Below are 17,907 nucleotides of genomic sequence, written 5' to 3' on the forward strand. Positions count from 1 at the left end.
GGGTGGAGCAGCTCGGTAGCTCGTCGGGCTCATAACCCGAAGGTCGTCGGTTCAAATCCGGCCCCCGCAACCAACTTCCTGATAGTTTTCTTCTTTTCCCCCTCATTACATTGAATATATCTCCATCGGGTATGCAACCGATGGCGATTAATGCTGTTTCCTGCGCTTTTTCAAGACCATAACTGGTCGTCTCGACCATTTGTTAGGTATCATCAGATATCTCTTCATGGATGAGGCACGCGCCTGTGATCACTCCTTTTACCTATCTTCCTCCTGCTATTGAAAGCCGGGATGCCACGCTGACCGAGACCCTTTCACAGGGCTTGCCATTGCAACTGCTGCTGATCGCCGAAGAGCAAAAGGAGGTATTGCTGTCGCTACCGGCCCTGTCGGGGATCAACACCCAGTTGGCGCTTGGGCAAAAAGCACCTTTCACCCTGATGCATGGTTCCACCCTGTTGCTGGTCATATTGGTGACCGGCAATGTGACGCGGGATCACCGTCTTTATAAGCAGGTCAGAGGTTGGATAGCCCCGCTCTCCGGGCTCAAGGTAGAGCGGCTCGGGCTGCATCTGGAGGGGTTCTCCCCCTCAGAGCGGGTGATGCTGGCTGAATTGATGTTGTCGGCTCTGTTGGCCGCCAATCTACCGTTGCCGACCAGCAAAAGCCGTAGCGAAAGTGGCTGGAACTATCAGCATGTGTCGGTCTCTCCTGCTGTAGTGCTGGATCTCGCTCGTATCTACAGCGAAGCAGGGGGCAATGGGCTGGCTCGTCATTTGGCGGTGTTACCCGCCTCGGAGCTGACTGCGGCCAGCTATCGCGAGTTCGTCAGCCAGCTGGCTCAGGATGAAGGTTGGCAGTGCCATCACTACGATCAGGCGCAGCTGGCCGAGCTGGGAGCGGGGGCTTTTTTGGCGGTAGCCCGCGGTTCGGAAGATAATCAGGGGGCCATGGTCAAGCTCAGCTACTACCCGTCCAAGCCGGTACGCCGCATTGCGTTGGTGGGCAAGGGGATCTGCCATGACTCAGGTGGCTATAACCTCAAGGTTTCCGGCAGCATGTATGGCATGCATCTCGATATGGGGGGCAGTGCGGTGGCGTTGGGTACCCTTTATGCCATCAGTCGGGCTCAGCTGCCCTATGAGGTTCACTGCTGGTTGGCGATTGCCGAGAATCATATCGGTCCCCAGGCTTATCGTCCGGGTGAAGTGGTGACAGCGATGAATGGTCTCACCATCGAAGTGGTGGATACCGATGCGGAGGGACGAATGGTGCTGGCCGATACTCTGACGATGGCGGCGCAGGATACCCCGGATCTGCTGATCGATTATGCGACTCTGACCGGCGCTTGCAAGCGGGCACTGGGCAGTCGCTATAGCGGCGTCTTTACCAATCGCCACGAATGGCTGGCATCGCTGGTCAAGCTGGGTCAGCACAGCGGTGAACGAGTCTGGCCCTTTCCGCTCGATGAGGATTACGATGAAAATATCGAGAGCGAGTGGGCCGATCTGTTGCAGTGTGCACCAGGCAGTTCGCCGGATCACATTGATGCGGCTCGTTTCCTCGCCCACTTCGTGCCCGAGCAGACCCCCTGGCTGCACTTCGACCTGAGCGGTTTTCGCAACAAGGGGGGCAATGGGGTGGTCTCCAGCGAAGTGACCGGCTTTGGTGTGCGGCTCACGCTGGATCTGCTGGCTGGCCCACTCGGTCGAGTGGGGCACTCAGCTTCCGAATAATCTGACTGATAAAAGGATTTCTGTGAAACAACCAAGCTATGACTGGGTGCTGTTCGATCTGGATGAAACCCTGCTCGATTTCCCGGTCGCCGAGGCACTGGTGCAAACTCTGCAGATCTATGGTGTGGAGGCCGATGACGCCAGCATGGCGCAGTACCATGCTATCAACCATGAGCTCTGGCAGCAGTACAACGATGGCGAGATCGATGCGACAGTGCTGCAGCAGACCCGCTTCTCCCTCTTTGCCCAGCAAGTTGCCGCCGACCCCATGGCGATGAACAATACCTTTCTGGAGCAAATCATTGCCCTTAGCATGCCCCTCGAAGGGGTGGTCGAGACCCTGCAGCAATTGCGCAGCAAGGTGCGGATGGGGATCATCACCAATGGTTTCAGCGTCCCCCAACGTGGCAGACTTGGAAAACTGGGCTGGAGCGAGTGGTTCGAGCCCCTGGTGATCTCTGACGAGATCCGGGTGACCAAGCCGGCGCCGGCTATTTTCCAGCACACCCTCTCCCTGATGGGGAAGCCGGATCCGGCCAGAGTGCTAATGGTGGGGGACAATCCGAAAACTGATATTGCCGGGGCTGCGTCACAGGGATTGGCCACCTGCTGGTATAACCCGAGGCGGCACTCGGGGGAATGCGATGCGACCCACGAGATCCACCACTTCGCCCACCTTGCCGACATTGTGCTGGGACGCTGACAGGCAGGAGTAATCCATCACGTTATCGGTGACCAAAACGTCCTGGCAAGTTGCAACCAGGGCTGTTTGAGACAGGATTGGGTTTGCTTGAGACTGCAAGGGGAGCAGATACTCCCCTTACTTATGAGTGTTTTCCTGTGAATGCAGGGATTTGAACTGGTAGCGATCGAGGATCTGCTGATAGTCGGGACTCTGTTTCAATTTATCGATAGCCTGATTGATCCGCTGCAGTTGCGCTTCTGTGGTGCTCTCTTTGCTCAGCATCAGGTGAACCGGTGTCTGTTCGATATGCAGCAGAATATACAGCTTGTCCTGCACGCCATCCTTACCCTGCCACTCCTGCAGTCCGTGGGGGTCCAGAATAAACCCCTGGATCCGACCCCCTTGCAACATCTTCAGCAACTGATCCAGCCGCAGGCGCATCTGCAAACGGGGCTGCAGCTCGGGCCTTGCCATCAAATGGCGGAAGGTATTGCCGTAATCAAAGCCCTTGAGCACCCCGATATGGAAGTCAGGGGTGTTGATCAACTGCTCCAGGGTGTTGATCCCGCGCCAGCGATCGGCATCTTGCCGACGGATGACGATGGCCGTCTCCTCTTCCCGATAGGGGTGGCTGAAGCGGGCATATTGCTGCCGCTCGGCGGTGATATTGGCTGACATGGCCAGTTGAACCGTGCCGAATTTCAGCTCGTGCAGCACGCGAGCCCAGGGCATTTCACTGAATTTGGCCTGATAACCGGCCCGCAGGAAGATGGCGTTGAGCAGCTCCACATCCAGTCCGCGGAGCTGTTGCTGTTCATTGCGATAACTGAAGGGCTGCCAGTCGACCCAGCCTACGACCAATGACTCCTGTGCCGTAGCCTGGCAACACAAACACCATAACAACAAGAGTCTGTACACAACGCATACCCTCGAACAGGCTGATACGGTGAGTATTGGACAGGAACGACGGAGTAACCAGTGCTGAGGGTTGAGCGGATGCACAGATGTGCATCCCTCACAGTTCGTGGGCGTGGAATCCCTTGCGATAGCGGGCTTCGCAGCGCGGGCAGCGTTGCAGGGTCGGATCCTGTTCCAGCTGTTCGATGGAAAGCGGCTCTTCACAATCGGAGCAGAGGCCATAGAGGCCGAGATCCATCTGGCAGAGTGCCGCATCGATCCGCTTGAGGCGGGCCACGCTCTGCTCAACCTTCGGCAGATCCAGCCGGCTGGTCAGTTCCACCAGTTGATCCTGCTCGCAGTGACCGACCTGTTCGGCCCACTCGTCACGGCGGCAGGCTTTGAGCTGACCGATCAGCGTTTCTCGTACTTGGGCCCAGTCTGACAGCAGGCGATTACGCCAGACAGTCAACTGTGCTTGCGTCATTTCACACACATTATCCCCCACAGGACAGACGACAGATTTGGGGCAGTATAGGGATCCGATAACTCTATCAAGATGATATGCGTCAAGTTAAACGTGGTTAGCCGTGGCTTTTGGCTGCTTGCAGCAGGGCATCGCGGATCGGATCCGTCTCTTTGAGCACCCGGATCTCCTGAAACAGCTGGTCCGCTTCGGGATATTCCCGCTTGAGATAGCTGAACCACTGTTTGATGCGGCTGGGGTAGTAGTCGGCTTTTTCGCTGGCCAGATCCTGCTCGGTATAGCTCACCATCAACTGCAGCACCTCGGCCCAGCTCATGTGCGGGCAGCCGGTTTTCATCACGTTGGCCAGATTGGGCAGGGAGATGGCGCCGCGCCCGACCATCAGGGCATCACAACCCGAGGCCTTGGCGCAGGCGAGGGCATCTTTGTGATCCCAAATTTCGCCGTTGGCGGTGACGGGGATGGGCAGGGCGCGGCGAATGGCGTCCACATACTCCCAGTGGGCGGGGGCCTTGTACCCTTCGCGCTTGGTGCGCGCATGAACGGCCAGCTCGTTGGCGCCCCCCTGGAAGACCGCCTGAGCGTTCTCCAGATAGAGATCCTTGTCATCGTAACCGAGGCGAATTTTGGCGCTCACCGGCAGATGGGCGGGCACCGCCTCGCGCACCGCCTTGACGATGCGGTAGATGGTCTCGGGCTCTTTGAGCAGCACAGCGCCACCCTTGCTCTTGTTGACCGTTGGGGCTGGACAGCCGAAGTTGAGATCGACGCCGGGGGAGCCCAGCTCGATGGCGCGCACGGCGTTCTCGGCCAGCCACTCGGGGTGTTGCCCCAGCAGTTGTACCCGCACCGGGGTACCTGCGCGGGTTTTGCCATCTTGCAGCAGTTCAGGGCAGAGGCGGTAGAACACCTTGGCGGGCAGCCGCTGATCGACGACCCGGATAAACTCGCTCACGCAGAGATCGTAATCATTGACGGAGGTGAGTACCTCCCGCATCAGGTGATCCAGTACCCCCTGCATGGGGGCCAAAATAACGCGCATAACAGCTTTCCGACGAGAGTGGCAAGAAAAAAGAGCGCAGATTGTAGTGGGGTTGCGGCCCGCTGTCAGCACCCGCTCAAACTCTGTTAGGCTAGAGGGAGATAAATCACGCAAGGAGACGGAATGAAGCGTTGGTGTCTGATGGCGCTCGGGTGGCTGGCATTTGCCACCGGTATTGTGGGCATTGTGCTGCCGCTCTTGCCGACTACCCCCTTCATGTTGCTGGCTGCCGCTTTGTTTGCCCGCTCGTCGCCCCGTTTTCATCGCTGGCTGTTGACCCATCCCTGGTTTGGCCCGCCCATCGTGGATTGGCAACAGTATCGCGGCATTCGTCGTCAGGCCAGACGGCGCGCCATTATCTTCATTTTGCTCACCTTTTCGGTGTCGCTGGCGGTGGTGCCACTGCTGTGGGTCAAGGGGTTGCTGGTTATCATAATGGTGATCCTGCTCACCTGGTTAATGCGCCTGCCGGTGCTGGAGCCAGTTGCAATGGTGAAGTGAAGTCCCTAAGCTATTGCAGCAATAATGCTATGGAGTCGGCCTGTCATTTTTGCGTGACAGGCTTTTTTATTTCCCGCAGAAGGGAATTGAGAAAAAATGGCCACCCCTGGGTCAAAAAAATAAGCGGTCAACACATGAATCCGGAAACCCTGAAATTTATCGAAGCAAGCATCAAGACCATTCCCGACTATCCGAAGCCGGGCATTCTGTTTCGTGACATCACCAGCCTGATCGAGAACGCCGAGGCCTTCAAGGCCACCATCGATCTGCTGGCCAATCACTATCGTGATCAAGGGATCACCAAGATTGTTGGCACCGAAGCCCGCGGCTTCATCTTTGGCGCCCCGGTTGCCTATGCCATGGGGCTGGGCTTCGTACCGGTCCGCAAGCCGGGCAAGCTGCCGCGCGAAGTGATCGAGGAGTCCTATGCCCTCGAGTACGGCACTGACACCCTGCAACTGCACACCGATGCCATCGTGCCCGGTGACAAGGTGCTGGTCGTGGACGATCTGCTGGCGACCGGCGGTACCGTCGATGCGACCGTCAAGCTGATCCGCCGTGCCGGTGGTGAAGTTGCCGATGCGGCCTTCATCATCTCCCTGCCGTCTCTGGGTGGCGATGCCCGCCTGACTGCTGCTGGCATCAAGGTAGTCTCACTGGTCGAGCTGGCCGGCGAGTAATGCCTCTTCGGCCCGATCCTCTGCATCGGGCCTGCATTGAACCGGTGCCCGTGCGGGCATCGGTTTGAAAATCAAGCGATCCCTCCCGCTCTCACCGATAGCCGATACAGCCAGCCCGCCATTTGTGTTAGCATCCGGCCTCAATGCCCTGTCTTCCCTGCATGATGGATTTATGAGCTATCAGGTTCTGGCGCGTAAATGGCGCCCCCATACGTTTGAACAAGTGGTAGGCCAGCAACATGTGCTGACCGCCTTGACCAACGCCCTGGATCAGGGACGGCTGCATCACGCCTATCTGCTGAGCGGTACCCGTGGGGTCGGCAAGACCACCATCGCCCGTATTCTGGCCAAGAGCCTCAACTGCGAGCAGGGGATCAGCAGCCACCCGTGCGGCGTCTGCGATACCTGCCGCGAGATCGATCAGGGCAACTTTGTCGACCTGCTGGAGATTGACGCGGCCTCCCGCACCAAGGTGGAAGATACCCGTGAGCTGCTCGACAACGTGCAGTACCGCCCGGCCCGCGGCCGCTTCAAGGTCTACCTCATCGATGAAGTGCACATGTTGTCGCGCCACAGCTTCAACGCGTTGCTGAAAACCCTGGAAGAGCCGCCCCCCTATGTGAAGTTTCTGCTGGCCACCACGGATCCGCAGAAGCTGCCCATTACCATTCTCTCGCGCTGCCTGCAGTTTCATCTGAAGAGTCTGGATCAGACCCAGATCGCCAAGCAGCTCGAATGGGTGCTGGATCAGGAGGGGCAGCCCTTCGAGCCACGCGCCCTGCTGGCCCTGGCCAAAGCCGCCGACGGCAGTATGCGCGATGCACTAAGCCTGACCGATCAGGCGCTGGCCCACGGCAATGGTAGCGTGCGCCTCGACAGCGTGCTGGCGATGCTGGGCACGCTCGATCACCGCCATCTGCACCAGCTGCTGGAAGCCATTTTGCGGCAAGATGCGCCAGCGACCATGGCCAAGATCACCGAGATCGCCACCCTGGGCCCCGATTTTGATCAGCTCCACGCCGAGCTGGAAGGCTTGCTCCATCGCATCGCCATGGCGCAGCTGCTGCCTGCCAGTGTGCAGGAGCAGGGGGCGGATGCCGATTCCCTGCTGCAACTGGCCAAGGCGATGAGCCCAGAAGAGGTGCAGCTCTGCTACCAGATCGTGCTGGGTGGCCGTAAAGATCTGCCCTGGGCCCCCGATGGCCGCACCGCGCTGGAGATGACCTGCCTGCGGATGCTCGCCTTCTCGCCAAGGCGCGATGCCCTGCATCCGGCCAGCCTCACTGCATTGCCCCCGTCAATGACGAGCAGTGCGGCGAGCAGCGCCACTCCGGTAGCCTCCTTGCCGGGAAAGCGCCCGGCCGCTGAATCGGCCGCACTGGCACCGATCAGCGGCGCCGTGCCCGCACCGCTAGCCAGCCCTGTTGCCAGCACGCCTGTTGCTATCAGTGCAGTGCCCGCAGTTGATGTCTCCCTGCCTGCGATGACGGATGACATCGGCAACCCCGCCGACAGCGAGGAGGAGACCCAAGCCGCCGAGCTGTTCAGCCAGCAGGATGAGCTGCTGCGCGAAGCCGCAGGCATGGGGTATCAACCCGAGCCCGCGTTGACCCATGTGCAGCCCGATGTGTCTGCGCACTCGGTTGCACAGCCCGCAGATGCTGATGAACAAGCTTCTGCCGCAGCCTACGCGGACCATTCCCGTGGCGAGTCGCTGACTGCCAGCATCGAGCCCGCGCTCGAGCCGACAACCGCGCCGGTTAGCGCACCTGAAGCTGTTTCAGCGGTATCGAGCATGCAGAGCCTGCTTGGCAAGCGAAATATGCTGCGCAGTCGCCAGCGTGGTCAGGATGCCCCGGCGGTACCCGCGCCGCGCGCTGTGCCGGTTGCGCCAGCGCGCCCTGTCGCGCCCGCCGCTGCACCGGTCGTCACCCAACAGCCAGCTCCGGTCAGCCAACCGGCCGGGCAGGGGATGGCGACGATGGGGCACTATGATGATCTGCCACCGGTGGATCTCTATGGCGACGGTTACGAGCCGCAGGGTGACAACGGGGAATACGAAGAGTACCTCAATCAGGGCTTTGCCGGGCAGACTCCGGTGATGAGCCACGCCCCCGTCACGGCACCGGCCCAGCCAACCGATCTGCCACCTTGGGATCTCGACGGGCAGCCGAGCTATCTACCCGGTGAGCGCAGTGCTGGGGTACTTGCGTTGACGCCCGCCCCAGCGACCCAGCCACCCGTTGCCAGCACGGCGGTGGCTGCTACCCCTGTGACGCAGGATGAGCCCGTTCAGCCGGTGATGGAGACCATCGACTGGGATGAGCTCGAAAGCGACAGTGAGCCGCAAGAGGGAGAGGCGACTCGCCTTATCCCCTCCTCGCTACTCAATGGTTGCGGTGACGCTTGGGCCGAGTTGATTGCCCATACTCAGGTAGGAGGGCGGCTGCGCCAGCTGGCCATTAACTCGGTGATGACGCGAGAAGGGGACAAGGTACTGCTAACCCTCAAGCCCGAGCAGCGCCATCTGGTGAGCGACAAGGCTCGCGCCGATCTGGCCGAGATCATCGGGCCGGCGCTGGGTCAACCGGTGCAGGTCGAGGTGACGCTCGGTGTGGTGCCTGACCAGGAGACCCCCCTCGAGATCGAACACCGCCTCTATCTCGGGGTGCGCGAGCAGGTGACCCGGGATCTGGAGCAGGATCCCAACGTGCAGTTTTTAGTTCAGCGGTTTGGTGCCGTGCTCCATCACGAGAGCATCGAGCCCCTCAACCGCTAAATTCCGTGGCCGGGAGCTTGCTTCCGGTTGAAAAGCAGTTTGGCTGTCCCCATCTAGGACAGACAAGCCCACAGCCCGGCGCTGGATGCCGGATTTCAAGACGAGAGACGACATATGTTTGGTAAAGGTGGAATGGGGAACCTGATGAAACAGGCCCAACAGATGCAAGAGCGTATGCAGAAGGCGCAGGAGCAGCTGGCTCAGATGGAAGTGACCGGTGAAGCCGGTGCTGGTATGGTCAAGGTCACCATGACCGGTAGCCATAGCGTCCGTCGCATCGAGATCGACCCCTCCCTGATGGAAGATGACAAGGAGCTGCTGGAAGATCTGGTCGCCGCCGCTTGCAACGATGCCGTGCGCCGTGTGGAAGAGCAGAACAAGGCCAAGATGGGCGAACTGACCGGTGGCATGCAACTGCCGCCAGGCTTCAAGATGCCGTTCTAAGGCGACTCTCCCCGCGCATTCTTGCTCCCTTGTCGCTGGCCATTCGGGTCACGGCAAGGGGGACGGCCGAGAGACCCAAAGACGCAGCGTTATTGCTCAGGCGATACGCTGCGTTTTTTTATGGGCGCCATGCTGGCGCGGGCGTGCTCTAACTATCCCTTCTGGGGAGAGGTTGCCACAGCGAAGGCCGATTACGCCATGAAACGCAGCGCCTTGTATAGGCGGCACTATTTGTCGATACCCGCTATCGGATATCCCGGTTTGGCGTGGCCGGGCTGGATCGGCATAATGGCGGCTTGCCGTATCGAGGAGATTGTATGAAATATATCGGAGCCCACGTCAGTGCGGCCGGCGGGGTGGAGAATACCATCGCCCGCGCCCAGGCCATCGGGGCCAACGCGTTTGCCCTCTTTACCAAGAATCAACGTCAGTGGCAGGCGGCCCCCTTGTCGGATGCCACCATCCGTGCCTTCAAGGCGGCTTGTGACAAGGCCGGTTTTCTGCCGGAGCAGATCCTGCCCCACGACAGTTACCTCATCAATCTGGGCCACCCGGATCCCGATGGTCTGGCCAAATCCCGCGATGCGTTTCTCGACGAGATGAAGCGCTGCGAGCAGCTGGGGCTCTGTTATCTGAACTTCCATCCCGGCAGTCATCTCAAGCAAATTCCCGAGGCGGCCAGCCTCAAGCTGGTGAGCGAGTCCATCAACTGGGCGTTGGAGCGCAGTGAAGGGGTGACGGCGGTAATCGAAAATACCGCCGGGCAGGGGACCAACCTCGGCTGGTCGTTCGAGCACCTTGCCACCATCATCGAAGGGGTGGAGGACAAGAGCCGGGTCGGGATCTGTTTCGATACTTGCCACGCCTTTGCCGCTGGCTACGATCTGCGCACTGCCGAGAGCTGCGCTGCCGTCTTTGCCGAGTTCGACCGCACGGTGGGTTTTCATTATCTCAAGGGGATGCATATCAACGGCGCCAAGTGCACCTTCGGTAGCCGTGTCGATCGCCACCACAGCTTGCGCGAGGGCAATCTGGGGGAGGCAGTATTCCACCACATCATGAATGATGATCGCTTCGATCGCATTCCGCTGATCCTCGAGACCATAGACGAGTCTATTTGGGGCGAGGAGATCTGCTGGTTGCGCAGTCTGGCGCAGTGATACCGAACAAGCGAATCAAAGAGAGGGAGCCGTGGCTCCCTCTCTGCTTTTCCGTTATTGGCGGGCGGGTCTACCAGCGGCGTTTCGAGCGGGCGTTACTCTGCACGGCTCACTTCGGCATTGTTCACCTGAGCCCGGCAGAAGTGGATAAAGTGGCGCAGGGAGGTGGAGTGATACTTCTGCTTGTGCCAGATAAGGGAGAGCTGGCGAGGGAAGCGGCGGGAGAGGGGCAGGGCGATCAGCCGCCCATCTGCCAGGCGATCCGAGGCTGCCAGCCGGGAGATAAAAGAGATACCAAGCCCTTTCTCGACCGCCAGCATCACCGCCTCCAGGGTGTTGAGTTCAAGCCCTGGTTGCCAGCGGGGCAGCTCGGGCTGGACCTGCTGGATAAACTGCTCGCGGCTGCCCGATTGCGCTTCACGCAATACCCAGGTCTCGCCCCCCAGTCGGGAGAGGGATAGCTCCTTCTTGTTGGCAAGCGGGTGACCGGGGGGAGCCACCACCAGCATCTCGTCCTGCAGCCAGGGTTCGGCGAGCAGGTCGGGGTGGTGGTTCTCCCCCTCGATCAGCGCCATATCCAGCTCGAAGTTGGCCAGCGCATGGCAGAGCAGGTGAGTGTTGTTGATGGTCACCTTGGGGGGGAGTCCCAGCTCCTGTTTGCTGCTGGCGAGCAGGGTGGGGAGCAGGTAGTTGCCGATGGTCTGGCTGGCACCAAGGCGCAACTGGCCGCTCGGCTCGGCATCGGGGCTGAACAGGTTCTCGATATCCTGCATCCGGGTCAGCAGCTCTTCGGCGGCCGGTTGCAGCAGGCGCCCCTCGTTGTTGAGCTGCAATCTGGGGTGAATGCGGTCAAACAGCGGGGTGGAGAGCTGGCGCTCCAGCTCCTGCAGCGACTGGGAGACGGCCCCCTTGCTCAGGCAGAGCTCGTTGGCGGCAAGGCCAAGGTTTCCATAGCGGGCAATGGTGGCGAACACTTTCAGCTGCTGCAGGGTCAGTTTCATCGTGTTTGGTTTTCCTGAATGATTGATTTAATTCATTTAGATATCGTAAACGATAAGGGACCATTATCCTATCGCCATCGTCATCAATAGAAAGGTGTCATCATGATCGCAAGAACCCGTAAATCACTGGCTGCCGCCCCAACCCCCATGGCGGGTCTGGCGCTGGGCATCGCCAGCCTTGGTTGGTGTTGGGAAAATGCCGGTCACTTCGATGGCCGGATGCAACTGCTGGGCGCTGCCATTGCGGCCGTGCTGCTGGTGATCCTGACCTTCAAGTTTCTGCTTCACCCCCGTCTGCTGTTGCAGGATCTCGCTCACCCTGTGGTGGGTAGTGTGGTACCGACCTATGCCATGGGCACCATGGTGGTCTCCAAAGCGCTCGGTATGCTTGCGCCGCAAGCGGGCGAGGCCCTCTGGCTGTTTGCCGTGGCGGTTCACCTGCTGTTCCTGGCCACCTTTATCTGGCATCGTGCCAAAGAGTTTGAAATTCACCACATGGTGCCGAGCTGGTTCGTGCCGCCGGTGGGGATCATCGTGGCTGACGTCGCCTTCCCGGGGGGGCAGTTTGCCCCGCTGGCCAACGGTCTGCTCTGGTTCGGGATCATCTGCTATGGCCTGATGCTGCCGCTGATGCTCTATCGCCTGATCTTCAGCCATGAAGTGCCGGATGCCGCCAAACCGACCATCGCCATTCTGGCGGCTCCTGCCAGCCTTTCTCTGGCCGGTTACCTGACCGTCAGCCAGGAGCCGTCACTGCTGCTGGTGGCCGTGCTGTTGGGGATTGCCATCCTGATGACCGGTATCATCTATTTGGCCTTCATCAAACTGCTGCGTCTGCCCTTCTCGCCGGGTTATGCCGCCTTCACCTTCCCGCTGGTGATCGGTGCCACCGCCCTGTTCAAAGTGGCTCATCTGGTTGAAGGGTTTGCGCAAGGCAGTCACTACGTCGAGCAGATCAGACTGCTGGCCCACTTCGAGCTGGGGGTGGCTACCGTCATCGTCGGGTATGTGGCACTGCGTTACCTGATGTTTTTTCTGCCGCAGCGTGATACAGAAATGAACAACGGCATGGCCTGCCAGGGCGCTCACCGTTAAATCTTGAAGAAGATGTGACATCGGGAAATGGATAAGCAGTGCGCTCCGAGAGCGACGGGATAAACGACCAGTCATACGATGGATGGACAAAGAGCCTCCACCCTGGTTGTGTAACGAGCAAAATGCCCCGCAGTGCGGGGCATTTTTTTATGGTTTTTTGATGTGGCACCCGTGGCGGGCTATTTGCTATGGATTTAACTGGTATTACCTGTCAGGACGACTACAATGCAGCACCACTTTTTCGCTCGACCCCGATACATGTCGTCCCAAGATCCCGTATTTGACTCCTCTTTTGAAGCCCGTTTTTTGCATCCCCGCTACTGGTTCAGCTGGCTGGCGCTCGGCGTGCTGATGTTGCTGGCCTTTGTGCCGGTGAGATTGCGCGACCGTTTGGCCGAAGCCTTGGCACCGCTGGTGTTTCGTATCTCGAAAAAACAGATCTATATCGCCAGAACCAATCTGGAGATCTGCTTCCCGGACAAGAGCCCGGAAGAGCGGGATGCCATTGCACTGACCTCGATCCGGGTCGGCCTCAAGAGTCTGTTGGGATTTGGCGAGTTCACCATGCGCAGCCAGCGTTATCTGATGAGCCGGATGCAGGTGATCGGTTGGGAGCATATCGAGGCGGAGCGGGCGGCCGGTCGTCCGGTGATCCTGGTGGTGCCCCATACCTGGCCGGTGGATGCCGCCGGTTACTGCTTCACCCAGCGCGGGGTGCCGATGTGCACCATGATGAAACGGGCGCGCAATCCGGTGTTTGACTGGCACCTCAACCGGGCACGAGCCAAGAACGGTTGCCGCGTCTATGAGCGCAGCGCCGGGATCAAGGCGGTGATCAGGACCATCAAGAGCGGTCGAAGCTTCTTCTATCTGCCGGATCAGGATCATGGCCGCGAGAAGAGCATCTTTGCCCCCTTCTTTGGCTATCCCAAAGCGACCCTGCCTGCCTTGCCCCGTCTGGTGCAGGTCAGTGGCGCCAAGGCGGTGCCGCTGCTCGCCTGCTATGACGAAGCGAACCACTGCTACCGGCTGGAGATTGAGGCACCGTTCGACAACTATCCCACCGAGGATGTGATGGCCGATACCTGTCGCATGAACGACATGGTGCAACAGCAGCTGATGCGCCATCCGGGCCAGTACATGTGGTTCCTCAAGATCTTCGATACCCGTCAGGATCAGGAGGGGCTGGATGGCCTTTACGAGGCGGGGATCCAGCGGATCCGCAAGGGATTGTCGCCCCACGGCTGACCCAGAATTTGCGTTGATTGAAATGGCCCCAGGTGGGCCATTTTTTATGATAACTAGTCTGATCAGTGCCTTGCAGGTCGATGGCCAGCCTCCCCAGGGTAGAAAAAAATGTCAGGATAACTACAATAACCGTTTGTTTTTGATGACTTGATGGCCGCCATGTCTGCGTTAGATCCGGTATTTGATACCTCATTTCATAGCCGCCTGCTGCATCCCAAATGGTGGGGCAGCTGGTGTGCGCTGGGCCTGCTTTCCCTGCTGGCATTTACCCCCGCGAGACTGAGGGATCGCTTTGCCGATATGGTCTCTCCAACCCTGCTGCGTTTTTCGAAAAAGCAGGCCTACATCGCCGATACCAACCTCAAGATCTGCTTTCCCGAGCTGGATGCCGCAGCACGTCAGGCGCTGCTGCTCAAATCGATCCGGGTCGGGCTCAAGACCTTTATGGGCTTTGGCGAGCTCAGCTGGCGCAGCAAGGCGCGGCTGACCCGCCGCATCAAGGTCACCGGCTGGGAGCATGTGCAAGCGGAGCAGGCTGCGGACCGCCCAGTGATCCTGGTGGTGCCTCATACCTGGGCGGTCGACATGATTGGCCGCTACTTCTCCATGATGGGCATTGAGATGTGCACCATGATGAAGAGCCCGAAAGATCAGGTGTTCGACTGGTACATCAACCGCGAGCGGGCCAAAGGGGGCAAGGTGTACGAGCGCAGCGCCGGGATCAAGCCGGCGATCAAGTCGATCCGCGCTGGTGCCAGTTTCTTCTACCTGCCAGATCAGGATCACGGCCGCGAGGCGAGTGTGTTTGTTCCCTTTTTTGGTCGCCCCAAGGCAACCCTGCCAGCCTTGCCCAAGCTGGTGAAGCTGACCGGTGCCAGAGCGGTGCCCATCTTCGCCAGCTATGACGAGGATGAGGGGCGCTATCTGCTGGAGATCGAGCCGCCGTTTGACCCTTATCCCACCGCCGATCTGCTGGCAGACGTCAACGCCATGAACCGGGTGGTGGAGATGCAGGTGGCGCGCCATCCCGAGCAGTACATGTGGTTTCTCAAGATCTTCGAAACCCTGGAGCACCAGGAGGGGGATGACGGCCTCTATGAAGCGGGGATCCAGCGTATTCGTCAGGGCTTGCCGCCCGAACCTTGAAAATTGGCCCGCTTGCGGGCCATTTTTGTTGGCACTGGCGCCTTTCGTATTTGGTCTGCTGCTGGTGGTTTTTAAGGCGAACGGGTGGACAAAAACAGCGCAAACAGGGGATAACAGGGTGTCTTATGAAAGGGAGAGGCAGGTGAGCGTGCGCGGAGCTATCTTCGAGAGCGGAAATAGGGTAAAAGGGCGGCCATGAAAATTCCAAATCGAATCCAACCTTTGGTTGATGACGGCCTGGTCGATGAGGTCGTCAGCCGGTTGATGAGCGGCAAAGAGGCCGACGTCTATGTGGTGCGCTGCGGCGACGAGATCCGTTGCGCCAAAGTCTATAAAGAGGCGTCCAAGCGCAGCTTCAAGCAGGCTGTGGTCTATCAGGAGGGGCGCAAGGTGCGTAACAGCCGCAGCGCTCGCGCCATGGAGAAGGGCTCCAAGTACGGCCGTAAACAGCATGAAGAGGTGTGGCAGAACACCGAGGTCGACGCCCTGTTCAAGCTGGCGGCGGCCGGTGTGCGGGTGCCGCAGCCCTATGTTTGCCTCGATGGCGTCCTCTTGATGGAACTTATCACCGATGAGGATGGCAATGTCGCGCCGCGCCTTAACGATGTGGCACTCACCCCCGAGCAGGCGGTCATCGACCATGCCAAGGTGATCCGCTATGTGGTGCGGATGCTCTGCGCTGGTCTTATCCACGGGGATCTCTCCGAGTTCAATGTGCTGGTGGATGAACAGGGCCCGGTCATCATCGACCTGCCCCAGGTGGTGGATGCCGCCGCCAACAACCAGGCCAAGGCGATGCTGGAGCGGGACGTCAACAACATGCGCAACTACTACGGCATGTATGCCCCCGAACTGCTCAAGACCCGCTACGCCCGGGAGATGTGGGCCCTGTATGAAGATGGCAAACTGACCCCCGACAGCGAGTTGACCGGCTTGTTCGAGGAGAGCCGCGAGCAGGTGGATCTCGATTCTGTATTGCACGAGATCGAGAGCGCCCAGGAGGAGGCACTGGCTCGTCAGGCCAGGATGAAGGCCGAAGAGGAAGACAGCTACTGATCTTGTTGGTGGCCGTGGTCAATGGAAAAAGAGCGCCTAGTGGTGATCTTTTTTATTGTCTGCCGCACAGCCCTGGCCTCTTGGCCGGGGCCAGCCGGTAAAACCGGACCCAGCAGAGATCGCCGGTATGATAGCGGCGATCCAGCCATTGTCCATCTGCAGCTTCAATGACCTTGAGCGAGGCGGGATTTGTCTTGTCACAGCTGATGAGCACAGGTTCGCTGAGCACATGGCGCTGCACTCAACCGAGCAGGATGCGGGCGGCACCTTCACCCCGGCGGGTGGGATGGTCTCGTAATCGATATAGCCAAGCCACTGGTGGGTGGCTTGGCTTGTCGCCGTGGCGCAGGCGCAAGGTGGCGAGGAGCGCTTCCCCTTCGAGGGCAAAATAGGTGGTGGTCGGTAGGTAGCCCGGCGGCAGATGCAGGCCATTGGCATGGGCGAGCAACTCCTGCAGCCACTGAGTCGAGCCGAATTGCGCCACCTGATAGAGCGGCAACCCGGCGGCGCCACATTCGGCCTCGTAGCGGCGGTAGGCGGGGGCGTCGGTCAGCCGAGCGGCCCGGCACTCGATGAGGGGTTGCATCAGGTCTGGGTGGCCAGAGGCCACAGCGGCCAGGGTTCGCTGTGGTGTGGCTCCTGGATGCAGGCGCGCTGGCGGCCAGCCTGTTTGGCGGCATAGAGTGCCCGATCCGCGCGCGAATAGGCCTGCTCAAAGCTCTCGCCCTGCTGCAGCGAAGTGAGCCCTATGCTGAGGCTGATGGGGCCACCGGCCAGCGACCGAGTGGCGTCTGCGACCCGCTGCTGCAGGGTCTGGCAGCAGGCCGGCAGCGTTTGCGAAGTCTCCATCACCAGCAGCGCCAGCTCGTCGCCGCCAAGGCGCCCGGCTAGCCCCGCCGTCGGCAGGCTCTCCCGGATCACCCGTCCCACCGCCCGCAGCATGGCGTCGCCAGCGGGATGACCGTGGCGGTCATTGATCTGCTTGAAGTTGTCCAGATCGATCAGCAGCAGCTGGCCGGGGCTAGCCATCTCGCGGGCACGCAGGGCCACCTGGTGTTCGAAATAGTGTCTGCTGTCCAGTCCGGTCAGGGCATCCAGGTTGGCGCGCCGCTCCAGCTCGCGCTGGGTGGCCAGCAGGGCTTGTTGTTGGCGGGTGTGGACCAGGCTCAGCAAAATGAAGCTGCGGGCAATGGTAAAGAGCAGGCTGAGCAGGATCACCGGGCCGAGCAGGGGATCGGTCAGGCTGGAGGCAGCCGACTCCGGCCACCACTGATGCTTGGCCATCCTGATCAGTTGCAGGGCCAGTTGCAGCGCAAGCAGCAAGATGGCAAAGCGCAGCACCCGGTAGGCGGGTGCCAACCGCTGATAGCGCCAGAGCTGCCACAGCAGCAGGCACATTTGCAGCGAGATGGCCCCGGATAGCACCACGATCCGGCTGTGTATGTCATCCTGCGGTAGCTGTGTGGCGGTGACAGCGAATAGCAGGAAGCCGGCGAGGGCAAGGAGCGGGCAGAGCCAGCCGAAACGGTCGGCCTCGCGCCGGAAGAAGTGGCGCAGCCCCCGCTCATAGAGTAGCGGGGTGGCGATGATCAGCAGATTGGTAAGCAGGATATTGGCAAGGGAGATCTCTCCCGTAAGGGGTCGCAGCAGCAGGCAGCCAAAGGCGGCGGCGATGGCCAGTTCGCTGGCCGACCAGTAGAGCAGGGAGCGCAGCTGTCGCTGGGTATGCCACAGGTAGGCGAAAATGGCCGCGACCCCGATGTGCGACAGGCTGACGAACAGCACCAGACTCAGCAACTGGGCCGAGGAAAACAGACTCTGCATCAAGGGTTTGGGCTCTTCCTGCCGAGAACGGCGCAGCGACCTCAGGGCCGGGTGACTGGGCCGGATCACAGCATGAATTGCGCCGTTGAGCAATGGTTCAAGTGATCCGGGCACGATCGCGGCAAC

General features: G+C 60.1%; 18 protein-coding genes. 11 read left to right on the plus strand and 7 right to left on the minus strand.

The genetic code is table 11. From position 1 onward, the window contains the following. Nucleotides 1-199 (minus strand): hypothetical protein (locus G5315_RS19450; protein WP_421207280.1); only part of this gene is annotated, 199 nt, incomplete at its 3' end. Between the two features lie 46 nt (nt 200-245). Between G5315_RS19450 and G5315_RS19455 the strand changes: the two genes are divergently transcribed. Both G5315_RS19455 and yjjG read left to right on the plus strand, forming a co-directional pair. After that, the gene (locus tag G5315_RS19455; protein WP_421262568.1) at nt 246-1,736 is read left to right on the plus strand and encodes a M17 family metallopeptidase; all 1,491 of its coding nucleotides are present in this window, start codon (nt 246-248) and stop codon (nt 1,734-1,736) included. A gap of 22 nt (nt 1,737-1,758) precedes the next feature. Continuing rightward, nucleotides 1,759-2,439: a pyrimidine 5'-nucleotidase gene (gene yjjG, locus G5315_RS19460; protein ID WP_421249974.1), complete on the plus strand. Its 681-nt coding sequence runs from the start codon at nt 1,759-1,761 to the stop codon at nt 2,437-2,439. 117 nt (nt 2,440-2,556) lie between these two features. Here the strand turns inward: yjjG and G5315_RS19465 are convergent, their stop codons facing one another. From G5315_RS19465 to dusC, 3 genes are all read right to left on the minus strand, one after another. Continuing rightward, entirely contained in the window at nt 2,557-3,282 is a 726-nt protein-coding gene (locus tag G5315_RS19465; protein ID WP_421333782.1) for a substrate-binding periplasmic protein, read from the minus strand. A 154-nt stretch (nt 3,283-3,436) separates the two neighbouring features. Further along, on the minus strand, nt 3,437-3,805 hold the full coding sequence (locus G5315_RS19470) for a TraR/DksA family transcriptional regulator (RefSeq protein WP_019445807.1): 369 nt from the start codon (nt 3,803-3,805) through the stop codon (nt 3,437-3,439). A 97-nt stretch (nt 3,806-3,902) separates the two neighbouring features. Further along, a complete protein-coding gene (dusC, locus tag G5315_RS19475; protein ID WP_421333784.1) occupies nt 3,903-4,847 on the minus strand; it encodes a tRNA dihydrouridine(16) synthase DusC in 945 nt (314 codons plus the stop codon). 123 nt (nt 4,848-4,970) lie between these two features. Here dusC and G5315_RS19480 point away from each other — a divergent pair, with 123 nt between their 5' ends. From G5315_RS19480 to nfo, 5 genes are all read left to right on the plus strand, one after another. Beyond that, nucleotides 4,971-5,348: a YbaN family protein gene (locus G5315_RS19480; RefSeq protein WP_064335934.1), complete on the plus strand. Its 378-nt coding sequence runs from the start codon at nt 4,971-4,973 to the stop codon at nt 5,346-5,348. Between the two features lie 134 nt (nt 5,349-5,482). Then, nucleotides 5,483-6,028 (plus strand): adenine phosphoribosyltransferase, encoded by a 546-nt coding sequence (apt, locus tag G5315_RS19485; RefSeq protein ID WP_005352403.1) that lies wholly within the window; start codon nt 5,483-5,485, stop codon nt 6,026-6,028. 172 nt (nt 6,029-6,200) lie between these two features. Then, on the plus strand, nt 6,201-8,807 hold the full coding sequence (dnaX, locus tag G5315_RS19490) for a DNA polymerase III subunit gamma/tau (protein ID WP_421333786.1): 2,607 nt from the start codon (nt 6,201-6,203) through the stop codon (nt 8,805-8,807). Between the two features lie 114 nt (nt 8,808-8,921). Beyond that, nucleotides 8,922-9,251 (plus strand): YbaB/EbfC family nucleoid-associated protein, encoded by a 330-nt coding sequence (locus G5315_RS19495; RefSeq protein WP_005333445.1) that lies wholly within the window; start codon nt 8,922-8,924, stop codon nt 9,249-9,251. A 317-nt stretch (nt 9,252-9,568) separates the two neighbouring features. Next, nucleotides 9,569-10,411 carry a deoxyribonuclease IV gene (gene nfo, locus G5315_RS19500; protein WP_421333788.1) on the plus strand — a complete coding sequence of 281 codons (843 nt, stop codon included), beginning with the start codon at nt 9,569-9,571 and terminating at the stop codon, nt 10,409-10,411. A gap of 95 nt (nt 10,412-10,506) precedes the next feature. Here the strand turns inward: nfo and G5315_RS19505 are convergent, their stop codons facing one another. Continuing rightward, on the minus strand, nt 10,507-11,412 hold the full coding sequence (locus G5315_RS19505; RefSeq protein ID WP_421333790.1) for a LysR substrate-binding domain-containing protein: 906 nt from the start codon (nt 11,410-11,412) through the stop codon (nt 10,507-10,509). Between the two features lie 102 nt (nt 11,413-11,514). Here G5315_RS19505 and G5315_RS19510 point away from each other — a divergent pair, with 102 nt between their 5' ends. From G5315_RS19510 to G5315_RS19525, 4 genes are all read left to right on the plus strand, one after another. Further along, nucleotides 11,515-12,507, plus strand: coding sequence for a TDT family transporter (locus G5315_RS19510; protein ID WP_421333792.1), 993 nt, complete (start codon nt 11,515-11,517; stop codon nt 12,505-12,507). Nucleotides 12,508-12,765: 258 nt separating this feature from the next. Further along, the gene (lpxM, locus tag G5315_RS19515; protein ID WP_031227861.1) at nt 12,766-13,755 is read left to right on the plus strand and encodes a lauroyl-Kdo(2)-lipid IV(A) myristoyltransferase; all 990 of its coding nucleotides are present in this window, start codon (nt 12,766-12,768) and stop codon (nt 13,753-13,755) included. A 150-nt stretch (nt 13,756-13,905) separates the two neighbouring features. After that, nucleotides 13,906-14,901 carry a lauroyl-Kdo(2)-lipid IV(A) myristoyltransferase gene (locus G5315_RS19520; RefSeq protein WP_421333794.1) on the plus strand — a complete coding sequence of 332 codons (996 nt, stop codon included), beginning with the start codon at nt 13,906-13,908 and terminating at the stop codon, nt 14,899-14,901. A 195-nt stretch (nt 14,902-15,096) separates the two neighbouring features. Further along, nucleotides 15,097-15,957 (plus strand): PA4780 family RIO1-like protein kinase, encoded by an 861-nt coding sequence (locus G5315_RS19525; RefSeq protein WP_421252645.1) that lies wholly within the window; start codon nt 15,097-15,099, stop codon nt 15,955-15,957. 241 nt (nt 15,958-16,198) lie between these two features. Here the strand turns inward: G5315_RS19525 and G5315_RS19530 are convergent, their stop codons facing one another. Both G5315_RS19530 and G5315_RS19535 read right to left on the minus strand, forming a co-directional pair. Then, nucleotides 16,199-16,543, minus strand: coding sequence for a hypothetical protein (locus tag G5315_RS19530; protein WP_421207272.1), 345 nt, complete (start codon nt 16,541-16,543; stop codon nt 16,199-16,201). After that, nucleotides 16,543-17,781, minus strand: a complete 1,239-nt coding sequence (locus tag G5315_RS19535) for a GGDEF domain-containing protein (protein WP_219296629.1) — start codon at nt 17,779-17,781, stop codon at nt 16,543-16,545. Before G5315_RS19535 ends, G5315_RS19530 begins: the two co-directional genes overlap by 1 nt. Nucleotides 17,782-17,907: the final 126 nt, after the last annotated feature.

The organism is Aeromonas sp. 603607, assembly GCF_049171595.1.
Classification (GTDB): Bacteria; Pseudomonadota; Gammaproteobacteria; order Enterobacterales; family Aeromonadaceae; genus Aeromonas; species Aeromonas veronii.

Coding starts and splice junctions, on each gene's coding strand:
- G5315_RS19525 (WP_421252645.1), top strand. CDS start 15,097: ATGAAAATTCCAAATCGAATCCAACCTTTGGTTGATGACGGCCTGGTC.
- apt (WP_005352403.1), top strand. CDS start 5,483: ATGAATCCGGAAACCCTGAAATTTATCGAAGCAAGCATCAAGACCATT.
- G5315_RS19505 (WP_421333790.1), bottom strand. CDS start 11,412: ATGAAACTGACCCTGCAGCAGCTGAAAGTGTTCGCCACCATTGCCCGC.
- dnaX (WP_421333786.1), top strand. CDS start 6,201: ATGAGCTATCAGGTTCTGGCGCGTAAATGGCGCCCCCATACGTTTGAA.
- G5315_RS19510 (WP_421333792.1), top strand. CDS start 11,515: ATGATCGCAAGAACCCGTAAATCACTGGCTGCCGCCCCAACCCCCATG.
- G5315_RS19535 (WP_219296629.1), bottom strand. CDS start 17,781: ATGCAGAGTCTGTTTTCCTCGGCCCAGTTGCTGAGTCTGGTGCTGTTC.
- G5315_RS19480 (WP_064335934.1), top strand. CDS start 4,971: ATGAAGCGTTGGTGTCTGATGGCGCTCGGGTGGCTGGCATTTGCCACC.
- lpxM (WP_031227861.1), top strand. CDS start 12,766: ATGTCGTCCCAAGATCCCGTATTTGACTCCTCTTTTGAAGCCCGTTTT.
- dusC (WP_421333784.1), bottom strand. CDS start 4,847: ATGCGCGTTATTTTGGCCCCCATGCAGGGGGTACTGGATCACCTGATG.
- nfo (WP_421333788.1), top strand. CDS start 9,569: ATGAAATATATCGGAGCCCACGTCAGTGCGGCCGGCGGGGTGGAGAAT.
- G5315_RS19495 (WP_005333445.1), top strand. CDS start 8,922: ATGTTTGGTAAAGGTGGAATGGGGAACCTGATGAAACAGGCCCAACAG.
- G5315_RS19470 (WP_019445807.1), bottom strand. CDS start 3,805: ATGACGCAAGCACAGTTGACTGTCTGGCGTAATCGCCTGCTGTCAGAC.
- G5315_RS19530 (WP_421207272.1), bottom strand. CDS start 16,543: ATGCAACCCCTCATCGAGTGCCGGGCCGCTCGGCTGACCGACGCCCCC.
- G5315_RS19520 (WP_421333794.1), top strand. CDS start 13,906: ATGGCCGCCATGTCTGCGTTAGATCCGGTATTTGATACCTCATTTCAT.